This window comes from Pedobacter cryoconitis (assembly GCF_003259615.1).
GTDB classification, from domain to species: domain Bacteria; phylum Bacteroidota; class Bacteroidia; order Sphingobacteriales; family Sphingobacteriaceae; genus Pedobacter; species Pedobacter cryoconitis.
On sequence record NZ_QLLR01000037.1, the window covers coordinates 40,040 to 53,050 of the forward strand.

The window sequence follows — 13,011 nt, forward strand, 5'->3', positions numbered from 1 at the left end:
TATTATTTATTGTTCCAGATGACAGCAAGCATCATATATATCGACCAGAAAATGATCAGGTTAGCTATAACGACAAAGATTTCTACTGTCCTGCATGGCAACTTAAGTATAATCAGCGGATCTTAAGGTATATACTAACTGCTATTATCAGAAAACTGATAACTATCATGTCAAAGAGTGATATATATTTTGCGAACACCAAGTTTCCTCAAAATCTAAATACTTATCCAGAATTATCATCAGATCCAAACTTTGAGATTTATTTTCACTTCTATTTGGTAGTTACCTAATGAGCAGTTCCTAACTGTTCCAAGTTTGAAATAATTATTAATTTTCCAGGCAAAAACTGATAATTATCACACTTAGTAATGATTTCTTACGGTAAAACAACTTGATTTACCCAATAGATTTACATGTGATTAAATTCTATCTACTTCCACGCTGTCCCTTTATGGACGATCATCCTTAAAAAGGAATCCAATATGAAATTTAGACAATAATCGAAGTTTACATTGGATAACAATAAAAGCAAAAGATCTATAAATGATCTCAAATCTAATCAGATTGTTAACAAACTAGTCAAAAAGAAATACTTATGCCATGTCATTAAATATTATAATGGCAATTAATAAAAAATTTATATAATGAATTTATTAGAAAAGAACTTACTAAAATTAGGGCCGTTAGGCATGCACGCACATTATGCTCACGGATATTTCTCTTATCCAAAATTAGAAGGCGAATTAGGGAATCAGATGTTCTTTAATGGAAAACAGAAACTTGTTTGGAGTTTGAATAATTATCTGGGTCTGGCAAATTGTAACGAAGTGCGCAGAGCTGATGAAGAAGGAGCAAGACAATATGGTTTAGCTTATCCGATGGGTGCAAGAATGATGACAGGTAATACAATTCTACATGAGCTGCTGGAAGAGAAACTTTCGTCTTTTGTAAATAAGGAAGATACTTTTTTACTTAATTATGGTTATCAGGGTATGCTTTCAATTATTGACAGTCTCCTTGATCGTCATGATGTAGTTGTATATGATTCAGAATCCCATGCCTGTATAATAGATGGTTTAAGATTACATATAGGTAAACGTTTTGTTTACAAACATAATGATATCCAAGATTTTGAAAAGCAATTAATAAGGGCTAAGAAACTTACAGATGTTAGCAATGGTGGAATTCTTGTCATTACTGAAGGCGTATTTGGTATGCGCGGGGACACCGGAAAGTTAAAAGAAATAAGTGCTTTTAAAAAGAAATTTGATTTTACTTTCCTGGTTGATGACGCACATGGCATCGGAGTTATGGGTGCTACCGGAGCGGGAACAGGTGAGGCACAAGGCGTTCAGGATGATATTGATCTTTACTTTGCCACATTTGCAAAGTCTTTTGCTGCAATAGGCGCTTTTGTCTCAGGAAAAAAAGAAATTATACAATACCTGAAATACAACATGCGTTCGCAAATTTATGCCAAAGCATTGCCCATGCCCCTGGTTTATGGGTTACACCAGCGCCTTAGCCTAATTAAGAGTAAGCCAGAACTTAGAAGTAAACTGTGGGAAATTACGAACCTATTGCAAAAAGGCTTAAAAGAAGCTGGATTAGAAATTGGTCATACAGAGTCTGCTGTTACACCGGTTTATTTAGAAGGATCAATCGACCAGGCTACCGCATTGGTCAGAGACTTAAGAGAAACTTATGACATTTTTTGTTCATTGGTCGTTTATCCGGTAGTTCCGAAAGGAATGATCATCCTTAGACTTATACCAACAGCCAGTCACACCATTCAGGAGGTTGAACGGACAGTCGAAATATTTAAAAAAGTCAAACACAACTTAGTCACCGGAGAATACGACAACAAATACCAGCTGTCTTAATCAATCCCATCAAAAATTAAAGGATTAGCTTATGATACACTCAAAAGATAACTCATTAGAATATTTAGGTATTAAAAGCAGTAAGATATACGTTGGAATCTTCCAGTCCCTGAATTAATTAAAGATTCGATTCTAGCAAAGCAAGGTGGCCTGGCCACATCCGGAGCGCTTTTCTGTAGTACCGGTCAATTTACAGGGAGATCTCCGAAGGACAAATATATCGTAGTTGATGGCCAGACTGAAAAAACAATATGGTGGGGAGAAGTCAACCATAAGCTTTCAATCCCATCATTTGAACGTCTTTACTTGAAAGTAACGGCTTATTTGTCCAATCAAAATCTTTATGTAAAAGATGTATTTGCATGTGCAGCTATTAATTACAAGCTCAACATCAGACTGGTTACTGAATATGCATGGCAAGGACTTTTTGCGCATAATCTTTTTCTAAGACCACAGGTTCAGGAATTGACAAACTTTAAGTAGGAATGGCTCATACTTTCTGCATCGGGGTTTGTAGCCGATCCTAAAGAAGATGGTATCAGGTCTGAGAATTTCACAATTATCAACTTTTCAAAAAAAATTATCTTAATTGGTGGAACAGCGTATACAGGTGAGATCAAAAAGGCTGTATTCACAATATTGAATTACATCTTGCCACAAGAGAAAAATGTATTACCCATTCATCGCAGTGCAAACATAGGGGAGCGTGGTGATACAGCTATTTTCTTTGGATTATCCGGAACAGGAAAGACAACACTATCAGCGGACCCTGCCAGAAGATTAATTGGGGAGGAGACAGAAATTTAATCTGTACTTGTCCTTCTATAGAAAGCTATATAGCAGGTTAATCGATATAATGAATTCTGAAAAGAATCTGAATATCTTTTAAACACACCACCAATACCGGGGAGCCCCAACCGGGGCTCCTTATTAAAAATTAAGGTTTATAAAAAAGATAAAAGCGAACCTAAAACATGTATAAAAAACTACAGCAAAAAACTTCTCGGTTCAAAGATGTAACAGCGCTTAAAGAGACAGGTCTTTACCCCTACTTCAGGGCTATCGAGTCTGCTCAGGATACCGAAGTAATCATTAAATGAGAGAAAGTTCTAATGTTTGGATCAAACTCCTATTTGGGATTAACCAATCATCCTAAAATTAAGGAGGCATCAAAAAAAGTAATTGATAAATATGGAACAGGTTGTGCCGGATCAAGGTTTTTAAATGGAACTCTGGATATACATCTGGAACTAGAGAAACGTCTGACTCATTATGCAGGTAAAGAAGATGCTATACTTTTCAGTACTGGTTTTCAGGGGAATTTAGGTGTATTATCTTGCATCACCGGACGAAATGATTACCTGCTACTTGACGCTTATGATCATGCTTCAATGATTGATGGTTGTCGTTTATCTCTATCACGCGTAATCAAGTATGCCCATAACGATATATACGATCTCCGGCATAAGCTAAGTACTTTACCTGAAGAGGCAATTAAAGTGATTGCAGTGGATGGGATATTCAGCATGGAAGGCGATCTGGTCAAATTACCGGAAATTGTTTCCTTAGCCCATGAATATGGTGCAAATATTATTGTTGATGACTCGCATAGTTTAGGAGTCATTGGCAAAAATGGCGCAGGCACAGCGTCACATTTTGGCTTAACTAGTGAAGTAGATTTGATCAGTGGTACTTTCAGTAAATCATTGGCTTCTTTAGGAGGCTTCGTAGCTGGTGATCACAATACAATAGATTATTTAAGACATAATGCCAGATCCCTTATATTTAGTGCCAGTATGCCGCCATCAGCTGTTGCAAGTGTACTTGCCGCACTTGATATTATAGAATCTGAACCTGAAAGAATTGTTAAATTATGGGATAATACTACTTATGCCGTTAAGTTAATGCAAGAAGAAGGTTTGATTACATTAATATAGTCTATTTTGATAACGATACCAGCTTCGATTACCTATATCCTAAACGCATACAAAAACTTTCCGAAATACATTGGACACCACTAGACATAGCAAAAAAATCGTGTGAATTCCTGTCAGAACCAAATACAAAGTTTCTTGATATTGGAAGTGGGACGGGTAAATTTTGTATAACATCTGGTTTTCACAAGCCCCAAACGTCATTTCACGGAATTGAACAGCGTAAGGATTTATTTAATTTAGCAGACTCAGTTAAGAATGGTCTAAATCTACCTCTTGATTACAAATCAACCTATTAAATTAATAAAAAGCCCCTCTTTTGCTTATGAAAAAAGGAGCTTTTAAAAAATTTAATAAAATCTGGAGACTACTAGTTAGTTGTTCCCGAATCTAAAATCTAACCAGAGTTGTTTCAATTGAATGACATCTTTAATACTTCAGTTACGCGGACAGATATTAAATACCTCAAAAACACCTCACAGGTTCACTGGAAACAAACAACACAATATACTCGAGTGACATTAAATTATAATTTTGAGGTTAAAAGAAAAAAGTCAGCCCAATTCTACGATTAGGATAAATTAAAAAAGCACAAAAACTACACATTTTAAATAAAGAAATAGATAAATAATCCATAAAAAAACTAGGCTGTTTTAACACCGAAAAGATAGCCAACAGCAGCAGTCATTAACATCGCTGCTGTTCCCCAGAAACAAATCCGGATAACAGCTTTACTCACTGAAGATCCGCCTGCTTTCGCTGCAACAATTGCAGAAAAAGCTAAAAATACGATCGAAAAACTATATTGATAAATGACCATCAGGTGAAGTGGTGCGAAAATGGACACCAGCATCGGGAGCATTCCACCCGTGATAAATGAACCTGCTGAAGCTAAAGCAGCTTGCATTGGCTTTGCCTGGGTAATCTCATTGATGCCGAGTTCATCCCTCGCATGTGCGCCTAAAGCATCATGCGCAGTGAGCTGTGTAGCAACCTGCAAGGCCAGATTTTCTTCCAGACCTCTCTGCTGGTAAAGTTTGGCTAGTTCCATCAGTTCAATTTCTGGCATCTTTTCCAATTCCATTTTCTCCCTCTTCAAATCGGCAGTTTCGATATCCGATTGTGAACTCACAGAAACGTATTCTCCGGCAGCCATAGACAACGCTCCGGCAACCAGCCCTGCCAAGGCAGCCAATACAATTGGTCCTCGTGTAGTACTCGCTGCGGCAATGCCAATGGCCAGACTGGTTGTAGAAAGAATACCGTCATTTGCGCCTAAAACGGCTGCTCTTAACCAACCACTTCTATTGGTGTAATGTTCTTCAAGTTCCATATTATGTTTTTCCTCCGTTAATCATATCTGATACTATCCCTTTGCTTTCTTTCCGTTCTGCCAGCAGTACACCAACGATATGTACCAAGATAAAGATCAGGATTAAATACATACAAAAACCATGAAATCCTTTAATGCTGTGACTTACAGTTTTACTGATGCCTAATTCCTGATCGAATGTCATAGCTAAGCCTGTTATAACCATGATGGCAAGTAATGAATAGAAAATGAGGTACAAGCATTTAACAGTAAACTCGTGTAAGGCTGCATGAGATTCCTTACTATGTTTACGATAAGCCTGGTAAGCACTTTTTAAGTTACCGAAAAAGCCTTGCCTTGTAGACGGAGAAAATGCAGAGAGTAGCCGGAACAAGAATAATGCTGCAAGTGTATAACCAAAGTAAATATGAATACTCCAAATCTGATCTTCCATACCATGTGCTATATCTTTGGCTTGTTGAGCGGTTATTGAGGTACCAGATTGCTGTAGTATAAATTTGGTATTACTTTTTACATCTAATAAAGTTGAGTTTAACAGCACTGTGAGTAGTGATCCGGTAATGACCAGCAGATTTAGCCAATGCCACAGCCTGATAAATCTGCTGTGCTTTTTCAATTTAGCAGGATGACCAATGTCGTTCCTCAATGGTTCAATGATAGCCATGTTGATTGCGTTTTAATGCATCTGGATTTTATGTTCCAGATGCTTGTGTTTTTATTTTACTTTTAAATTTAAAGTAATGATATTGGAAACCAGTCCTGTAGATCTGCTATAGTGTCCGTATCTCAGTTCTAGCATATTCAGATGTTGCCAGCCAAATACACCGTGCGGAGGTGCAAGCCGGATTCCCGCCCCATAAAAATCACTGTTCAGGGTTGACAGGTCATAATCACTGGTAAAATAGGTAGCAGAAGGATCATGTTGCCCATAGGGTGCAAAATATCGGGTTCCTGTTTGCTTGTTATAGCGGTAAAATGGACTTAAGGAGATAAATGAGGTGAGTTTCACCGGAACTTCTATTTCTGCAGTATGTGCTCTGATGCCCCAGTTATCCATAAAGTAACGGTAATAAGTCCGTATAATCACCTGGTCAGTGGCAAAGTAGTTTAACCTTGCGGCAATAGGTAATTTATATCTTTTATCAGGTAGCGTTTCTGCTCTTAAAGAACCATCTGTAAAATAATCACGTTGGTATTTGGTGGCTAGTAAACCCTTTTGATAAGCAGGTTCAATAATGAGCAGTGCCTGAAGTTTTGGATTGATAACCTGTGAAATAGAAAAAGAAGTGCTGAATGAATTTCTTGGGCTAGAGCCTTCACTTTTAGATTCGCGACCGTTGCCGCTTGTTGCGGGCCTCAGTTCAATAGGCAAAATGACTTTCCATGTATCTAAAAATGCCTGTAGTTTAAAATCAAACTGAGTGTTTTTATCTTTCGATAAGCGGGTCAGGTTAAATCCGGCACCTAGTGACTGATAATCATATTCTTTGGAGAAAGAACCTGTAAAACCAAAAGCATTTCCGGTTTTTTCATTGCTTTGCGTCCAGTTTAAAGATGGATAAATACGAGTATCAGCCATCGATGCTGAAGAAATCGTACTTGGATCAATCTTATCAGAAGAAGCAGAAGTATAATGATCTACACCCAGTTCAAACAAAAAGGTGTTTTTCTTGCCTGCTTTATTGAAATTGGACATTTGCAGATCGATTGTATTAGCAAAATCTGTTAGTTTTTCAGTTCCAATACCACCTGTAACGGCTGAATTGTTGCCGTTTTGATGATAGTAGGCAGATACCAGGTTGATTTCGTCTAGTTTAAGTTTCCTGCTTTGATAATTACTGCTGTCGGCAGGGGCAGGTTTGCTTTTAATTTGTCCATGGGCACCTAAAACACCGAGGAACAGCAGCAGTACATGCAGATAGATCTTTCTCATGATTTTTATTTAATTACAACCACAACCACCACCGCTTTTGCCACCATTGGCACCAGAACCGCCTTCACGGTATAACTGGAAACTCTGTTCAAACTTTTGCGCAGTTCGGGAGGACAAAGCCATTTCAGAATCATTGAGCTTATTTTTCTGATACGGTTTTACTGTTGCACATGCGCTCAACAGGCTCATTGCAAAAATGCCCGAGCCGAGTAATACTGCTATTGGAATGGACTTTTTCATATCATTGTTTTACATTAATGTTCTTTGAAGTATACAGTTGATCCTGATCATCTATAATGATACAGGCCACATGTTTTAACTGATTGATCAAATCAAGGCCTATTTGCACACCCATTACAATCACAGGTGTAGCAAGTGCGTCGGCTAGTTCGGCGCTTGGACAAATGATGCTTACACTTTTAATTCCACTAACCGGTAAACCCGTTTTGGGGTCAATCGTATGGGAGTATCTACAACCGTTTATAGTAGCATACTTTTCATAATCTCCAGATGTTGCAATAGCCATATTGCTAATGTTTAGCGCAGAAAAAGGGCGGCTTCTTTGATCAGGATCGGCAATGCCTATCGTCCAGGGCTTACCAGTTGATTGGCTGCCCCAGGTAATCAGGTCACCTGCTGCGTTTACTATTCCATGTTCGATTCCTATACGCTGCAATACCTGTTTGGCCCTGTCGGCTGCATATCCTTTTCCTATGCCACCAAATCCGATCCGCATACCTTGTTGTTTAAGCATGACCGTAGAATTTTCAGGATCTATAATTACATGTTGGTAGTTGATCAGACCGACTGATTGACGTGCTGTTTCAAAATCTGGCAGTGAGGTCATATTGACATCAAAGTTCCAAAGGCTTTTATCTATAGAACCATAGCTAATGTCGAAGGCACCCTGGGTAATGTCTGATATTTTTACTGCACGCTGAATGAGCTCAATCACTTCAGTATCAACTTTAACTGGCTTTATACCTGCATATTGATTGATGAGGCTGGTTTGACTGGTCTTTTTGAATGTACTTAGTAATTCTTCAATCCTGCTAACCTCTGCTATAGCTGCATCAATAGCTTTTTCACCAGCAGTTTCGTGATCCGCAATTACCGTAAACTCAAAACGGTTACCCATGAGTTTTAATACCCTATTGTAAGTTGCGTCCGCCATCTTATTATTTATTTACCAGATTCAATGCTTGTGATTTCCTGAACAAATTTTTCAGGAGTTTCATTAGAATAGCCGTCCCACGATTTCAAAACTTTCCCATTTTCATCCAGCAGCAGGGTGTAAGGAAATTTACCATCAGGGTTATATTTTTCTGCAAGGGCTTCATTTAGTTTAATCTGTTCGGCAGACAACTGGTTTTTCTTTTGGCGTGGGAAATCTGCACGTACTAATACTAAATGAGCTTTAGCATAAGTCTCAAAAACCTCTGATTCTAAGATTTCTTTTCTTAAACGGATGCAGGGGCCACACCAATCTGACCCTGAGAAATTGACCAGGATTTGTTGATGAGTGCTTTTAGCCTGCTGTTGTGCCCGGGTAAAATTGCTCATCCAGCTTAACGAACCAGCAAGAATTGATAAAAATGTGATTAGTAATAGTTTCATCTGTCTGTCCTTAATGTTAAGCTAATATCAAGGTGAATTCTGAAGACATTATGAAGTTGTCTGTTAAAAAATGTTAAAGCATTGTTAGCTGACTTTTATTCTCGGAGCTTTTAAAATTGATAATGAATTGGTGATATTCCTGATTATAGTTGTAACTCAATTCATAGTTTTGTTTTAAACAGACCTGTTTCAGAATGGCCAGGCCCAGACCTGTACCATCTGAAGCATTGTCTTTATAGAATCTTTCAAAAATCTTTTGAGGATGAAGCCCGTTACGTGATCCGGTGTTTGAAAATATAAGGCTATCATTTTTTATGGTAACCATCATTGAGCCGCCATCGTTATTGTGTCTTATAGCATTGCTGAAAAGATTATTGATTAATATCTCTATTAAAGAACGGTTTGCAAAGACAGAGAATGCGCTGATCTTTGTTTCTACCTGTAGCTCTCTTTTTTGAATGAGCTCCTGGAAATAGCTGATCTTCTCTTCAATTAATGCTTTAAGGTCGATTTCTTCTTTGTCCTGAAGCTGATCATTGTCAATTTTGACTAACAGCAGGAGTGATTGATTTAACTTCGTCAATTTTGAGGTAGCCTTATACAGATCCGCCAGAATTTCACTCTCTTCTTTACCGAGTGCATTGGATTGCAGCATAGTGTCAAGTTTGGAGTTAATCACTGCAAGGGGAGTCATCATTTCATGAGATGCATTTTCAGTAAATAGCTTAATTTCTTTGTAATCTGATTTTACTTTCAGCGATACTTCAAGAACGGCATTATTCAGCTCTCTGAATTCTTCAATATTGGTTTGAACCGGCTCAAATACTTTCTCCTGGTTAATGTTAAATGCTTTGATATTGATTAACAATTGGCGGAACGGCAACCACATTCTTTTAATCAGAATTCTGTTGACCAGCCATAAAATCAATAACAAAATAATTACTGGTAATAAAATAATCAGAATAATACTTTTGATCTGTTCCTGCCGCTCAAATTTAGAAGCCATGATCATCACTTCGTATGGTTGTCTGTTTAAGATTAATGCTGTTTTCAGATATCTTGCTGATTCGTCGTGTTTCTTTTTAGGATTGTAGAAAGTTGTATCGGCGAAATATTTACGTTTATCAGATAGCTTGTTTATTTTTTTATAGTCAACAATAACATCATCAAATCCATCCGGGGATGGGAGGATATTTTTAACGTGCGTAAAATCACGTACCTCGAGAAGCTCCTCGTAAAGATGATCATCAATCTGTTTATTGATATATTGTCCGAGCGTTTGATAAAAAAGAAATCCTATAACAATAAGACCTGTGAGTGTGATGATAGCCAAGATCCTGTTATAACTGCTGAATAATTTCATGAATCGGTAAATTTATAGCCCACTCCATAAACCGAATGGAAATAGTCTTTGCAGCCTGAATCTGTTAGTTTTTTTCTCACATTTTTGATGTGGGTATAAATGAAATCGAAACTGTCGGCCATATCAGCATCATCGCCCCAAATGTGGACTACTGCTGCGGCTTTGGAGATTACTTTATTTTTGTTGACTACAAAGTACAACAGGAGTTCAAATTCTTTCCTGGTCAGGTATACAGGTTTCCCGTTTACTTTCGTTTCCTTAGCAGTAGTATCAATTTCTATTTCATTGAAATGAAATATACTATTTCCATTGAAATGCCGGCGTCTTACTATGGATTGTACCCTGGCGTAAAGCTCGGACAAATGGAAGGGTTTGATCAGGTAATCATCAGCACCCAGACTTAATCCTTCAATTTTCTGATCTAAAGAATTGCGTGCAGAAATAATCAGTACACCGTCTGCTTTATTTATTTTTTTTAAATATTTTAATAGTTGAAGACCTTCTCCGTCAGGCAGGGTCAAGTCCAGTAAAATACAATCATAATCATAAATGGATAGCTTCTGGTAACCTTGTTCATAGGTAGATGCATGATCACAAATGTTTCCCTCAACTGTCAGATATTGATTAATACTGTTTCTCAGGCTTTCTTCATCCTCAACAATTAGAAATTTCATAAATAAATATAATGTTAAAATCTGAAGACTTTTTGAAGCTTAATTAATTTAAGAATGCAATAATTTTATTATTAAAATCCATGTTAGAATTGATTTAGATCAATACTGAATTGATAAGAGACATAATATTACAACCAAAGCATCGTATCATTACTATTAACAGCATCTAATTCCTAAGAAAACTATGTTTGAAATACCCTATTTAGAGAATTGTGCCGAAATATTAGAAAAAAGATTTAAGAATAGAGTTCTGCAAAAAGTTGACCTTCAATGTGAAAAATCTATAAATGTTTCTAGAGAAATACTAAGTGAAAGCATTGTCGAACATGAATTAAAAAGAGTATGGCGAGATGGTTTGTCACTGAGGTTACAATTCAAGAGTTATTCTGTCTTGGAGCTAAGTTTCTCAACTTCTGCTTTCATTCAGGTAATAGAACAAAATTTGGAGGCTGATCCTTTTTTACTGAATCTCCATTTTAGCGGAGGATCAATTATTTCTGTTAAAGATACCCGAAAATCAAGTACGTTTCGATTGAATCCTATCAATACAGATATTCCTGATGCCTTAAGTAAAGAATTCACTTTTAATTATTTAATAGGTTTATTTTCTAATAAAAGTGAAGAAATTAAGTGTGTATTGTTGGATCAAAATCTGATTAGAGGAATTGGAGAAGCCTATGCGGATGAAATTCTTTGGTATGCTGGAATCTCTCCTTTTTCAATAGTAAGTAAGATTCCACTTGTTAAGGTAAAGCTGTTATACAAAACAATCAAATATGTTTTTATTGATGCTATTAAACAATTAAGAAAAATAAATCCTATAGGATATAATAAAACAGATAATGATTTATTGTTGATTCATAATATAAACAAAAAGAATAGTCCAACTGGAGGAATGATTAAAATGAAAGTTATTTCTGATAAAAAAGTCTATTATACTGATGAGCAATACCTCTATATATAACCAGAATCTGAAATAAGTTTGAATATATATTGAGTATTCAAAACATATTTAAAACGGATAGTAGCGAGGGTGTAAATTAAACTGTGTCACTATAAAAAATATATAGTGAATAAATGAAACAATTTAATTTTATTAGCACAGTGAAAGATACTACACAATTCGACTTTGAGAACTTCAAAAAAGAGGCCATGGAGGGCCTGTATGCGGGCAAGAAAATGGGCGGTACCGACGGGTTATTTGCTCCGATGTTAAAGCACCTACTTGAATCTATGCTTGATGGAGAACTGGAACATCATCTTGAAGAAAGCAAGGCTTCTGGCGAATCTAACCGCCGAAATGGCAAGACCAAAAAGACTGTCCGTAGTCTGCAATCAGGTCATTTCGAACTCGAAAGCAACCGCGATCGTAACGGCACTTTTGAACCTAAGATTATATCCAAGAGACAGCTTATTATCACCGATGAGCTTGAAGACAACGTTATAGCAATGTATTCGAAAGGTATGAGTACGCGCGATATTTCCAATTATGTGAAAGAAATGTATGCTATGGATATTTCGGCTACAGAAATATCCCATATTACCGATAAGGTTATTCCGGCTATGACGGAGTGGCGCAACCGTCCTTTAGACCCGATCTATCCATTTGTTTTCCTGGATTGTATGTTCTATAAGGTTAAAGAAAATGGTTCAGTAACTACTCGCGCCGTTTACAATATACTGGGAATCAACCTAGAGGGTAAGAAAGAACTCTTGGGTATGTACCATTCGGAAAGTGAAGGTTCTAAGTTTTGGTTATCTGTTCTAACTGAATTAAAACAACGTGGTGTTGAGGATATATTAGTTGCCTGCATTGATGGATTAAAAGGCTTTCCCGAGGCAATTGAGGCTGTCTATCCACAGACTCAGGTTCAGCTCTGTATTGTACATCAAATCCGTTCAAGCTTGAAATATGTACCTGAAAAAGACAAAAAAGCTGTAGCGGCAGATTTGAAACCTGTTTATCAAGCTAATAGTCAAGACCAGGGATACGAAAAGCTTTTAGAATTTGAGGATAAATGGGGTAAGCGGTATCCGCTATCGGTGAAAGGATGGCTGGACAACTGGGGAAATCTTTCGACCTATTTTGAGTACTCGGCAGATATTAGGAGAGCGATTTACACTACAAATGCTATCGAAGCTATGCACAGACAGATCCGGAAAGTTACAAAAACCAAAGGTTGTGAACGGTAAATAAGACTACACAACTTTTGGCAATTAGCAGTGCATGGTTTTCGGCAAGAACGGTGCAGAGAAATCGGCAAGAATAAATAC

12 protein-coding genes and 2 pseudogenes are annotated in these 13,011 nt (G+C 37.1%); 6 read left to right on the forward strand and 8 right to left on the reverse strand.

Annotation, left to right across the window (positions count from 1 at the left end):
• Positions 1–644: 644 nt before the first annotated feature.
• From LY11_RS23625 to LY11_RS23635, 4 genes and pseudogenes are all read left to right on the forward strand, one after another.
• Complete coding sequence (locus tag LY11_RS23625; protein WP_111636079.1) at positions 645–1,883, forward strand: aminotransferase class I/II-fold pyridoxal phosphate-dependent enzyme; 1,239 nt, start codon at positions 645–647, stop codon at positions 1,881–1,883.
• Between the two features lie 87 nt (positions 1,884–1,970).
• Positions 1,971–2,690: pseudogene (locus tag LY11_RS27135) on the forward strand (phosphoenolpyruvate carboxykinase (ATP)).
• Positions 2,691–2,857: 167 nt separating this feature from the next.
• Entirely contained in the window at positions 2,858–2,983 is a 126-nt protein-coding gene (locus LY11_RS27210; protein ID WP_262510945.1) for a hypothetical protein, read from the forward strand.
• A 12-nt stretch (positions 2,984–2,995) separates the two neighbouring features.
• Positions 2,996–3,820 (forward strand): aminotransferase class I/II-fold pyridoxal phosphate-dependent enzyme, encoded by an 825-nt coding sequence (locus LY11_RS23635; RefSeq protein WP_245952874.1) that lies wholly within the window; start codon positions 2,996–2,998, stop codon positions 3,818–3,820.
• 640 nt (positions 3,821–4,460) lie between these two features.
• On the opposite strand, the gene LY11_RS23645 is transcribed toward LY11_RS23635, so the two are convergent.
• The 8 genes from LY11_RS23645 to LY11_RS23680 form a co-directional block, all read right to left on the reverse strand.
• Positions 4,461–5,150: a VIT1/CCC1 transporter family protein gene (locus tag LY11_RS23645; RefSeq protein ID WP_111636080.1), complete on the reverse strand. Its 690-nt coding sequence runs from the start codon at positions 5,148–5,150 to the stop codon at positions 4,461–4,463.
• 1 nt (position 5,151) lies between these two features.
• Positions 5,152–5,814: a cytochrome b/b6 domain-containing protein gene (locus LY11_RS23650; protein WP_111636081.1), complete on the reverse strand. Its 663-nt coding sequence runs from the start codon at positions 5,812–5,814 to the stop codon at positions 5,152–5,154.
• Between the two features lie 51 nt (positions 5,815–5,865).
• Positions 5,866–7,083 carry a DUF3570 domain-containing protein gene (locus tag LY11_RS23655; RefSeq protein WP_111636082.1) on the reverse strand — a complete coding sequence of 406 codons (1,218 nt, stop codon included), beginning with the start codon at positions 7,081–7,083 and terminating at the stop codon, positions 5,866–5,868.
• Positions 7,084–7,092: 9 nt separating this feature from the next.
• Complete coding sequence (locus LY11_RS23660; protein ID WP_111636083.1) at positions 7,093–7,323, reverse strand: DUF4266 domain-containing protein; 231 nt, start codon at positions 7,321–7,323, stop codon at positions 7,093–7,095.
• A 1-nt stretch (position 7,324) separates the two neighbouring features.
• A complete protein-coding gene (locus tag LY11_RS23665) occupies positions 7,325–8,257 on the reverse strand; it encodes an FAD:protein FMN transferase (RefSeq protein ID WP_245952875.1) in 933 nt (310 codons plus the stop codon).
• 8 nt (positions 8,258–8,265) lie between these two features.
• Positions 8,266–8,700: a thioredoxin family protein gene (locus tag LY11_RS23670; protein WP_111636084.1), complete on the reverse strand. Its 435-nt coding sequence runs from the start codon at positions 8,698–8,700 to the stop codon at positions 8,266–8,268.
• A gap of 73 nt (positions 8,701–8,773) precedes the next feature.
• A complete protein-coding gene (locus LY11_RS23675) occupies positions 8,774–10,063 on the reverse strand; it encodes a sensor histidine kinase (protein WP_211321643.1) in 1,290 nt (429 codons plus the stop codon).
• A complete protein-coding gene (locus LY11_RS23680) occupies positions 10,060–10,737 on the reverse strand; it encodes a response regulator transcription factor (RefSeq protein ID WP_111636085.1) in 678 nt (225 codons plus the stop codon). The genes LY11_RS23675 and LY11_RS23680 overlap by 4 nt, the downstream gene beginning before the upstream one ends.
• Before the next feature lie 184 nt (positions 10,738–10,921).
• Here LY11_RS23680 and LY11_RS23685 point away from each other — a divergent pair, with 184 nt between their 5' ends.
• Positions 10,922–11,701 carry an Fpg/Nei family DNA glycosylase gene (locus LY11_RS23685; protein ID WP_111636086.1) on the forward strand — a complete coding sequence of 260 codons (780 nt, stop codon included), beginning with the start codon at positions 10,922–10,924 and terminating at the stop codon, positions 11,699–11,701.
• Positions 11,702–11,814: 113 nt separating this feature from the next.
• Positions 11,815–12,918 (forward strand): annotated as a pseudogene (locus LY11_RS23690) (IS256 family transposase); the annotation flags it as partial.
• Positions 12,919–13,011: the final 93 nt, after the last annotated feature.

Bases quoted from the DNA above. Each gene is read 5' to 3' on its own strand.
- LY11_RS23655 (WP_111636082.1), bottom strand. From the start codon at position 7,083: ATGAGAAAGATCTATCTGCATGTACTGCTGCTGTTCCTCGGTGTTTTA.
- LY11_RS23685 (WP_111636086.1), top strand. From the start codon at position 10,922: ATGTTTGAAATACCCTATTTAGAGAATTGTGCCGAAATATTAGAAAAA.
- LY11_RS23625 (WP_111636079.1), top strand. From the start codon at position 645: ATGAATTTATTAGAAAAGAACTTACTAAAATTAGGGCCGTTAGGCATG.
- LY11_RS23680 (WP_111636085.1), bottom strand. From the start codon at position 10,737: ATGAAATTTCTAATTGTTGAGGATGAAGAAAGCCTGAGAAACAGTATT.
- LY11_RS23650 (WP_111636081.1), bottom strand. From the start codon at position 5,814: ATGGCTATCATTGAACCATTGAGGAACGACATTGGTCATCCTGCTAAA.
- LY11_RS23670 (WP_111636084.1), bottom strand. From the start codon at position 8,700: ATGAAACTATTACTAATCACATTTTTATCAATTCTTGCTGGTTCGTTA.
- LY11_RS23675 (WP_211321643.1), bottom strand. From the start codon at position 10,063: ATGAAATTATTCAGCAGTTATAACAGGATCTTGGCTATCATCACACTC.
- LY11_RS27210 (WP_262510945.1), top strand. From the start codon at position 2,858: ATGTATAAAAAACTACAGCAAAAAACTTCTCGGTTCAAAGATGTAACA.
- LY11_RS23665 (WP_245952875.1), bottom strand. From the start codon at position 8,257: ATGGCGGACGCAACTTACAATAGGGTATTAAAACTCATGGGTAACCGT.
- LY11_RS23645 (WP_111636080.1), bottom strand. From the start codon at position 5,150: ATGGAACTTGAAGAACATTACACCAATAGAAGTGGTTGGTTAAGAGCA.
- LY11_RS23635 (WP_245952874.1), top strand. From the start codon at position 2,996: ATGTTTGGATCAAACTCCTATTTGGGATTAACCAATCATCCTAAAATT.
- LY11_RS23660 (WP_111636083.1), bottom strand. From the start codon at position 7,323: ATGAAAAAGTCCATTCCAATAGCAGTATTACTCGGCTCGGGCATTTTT.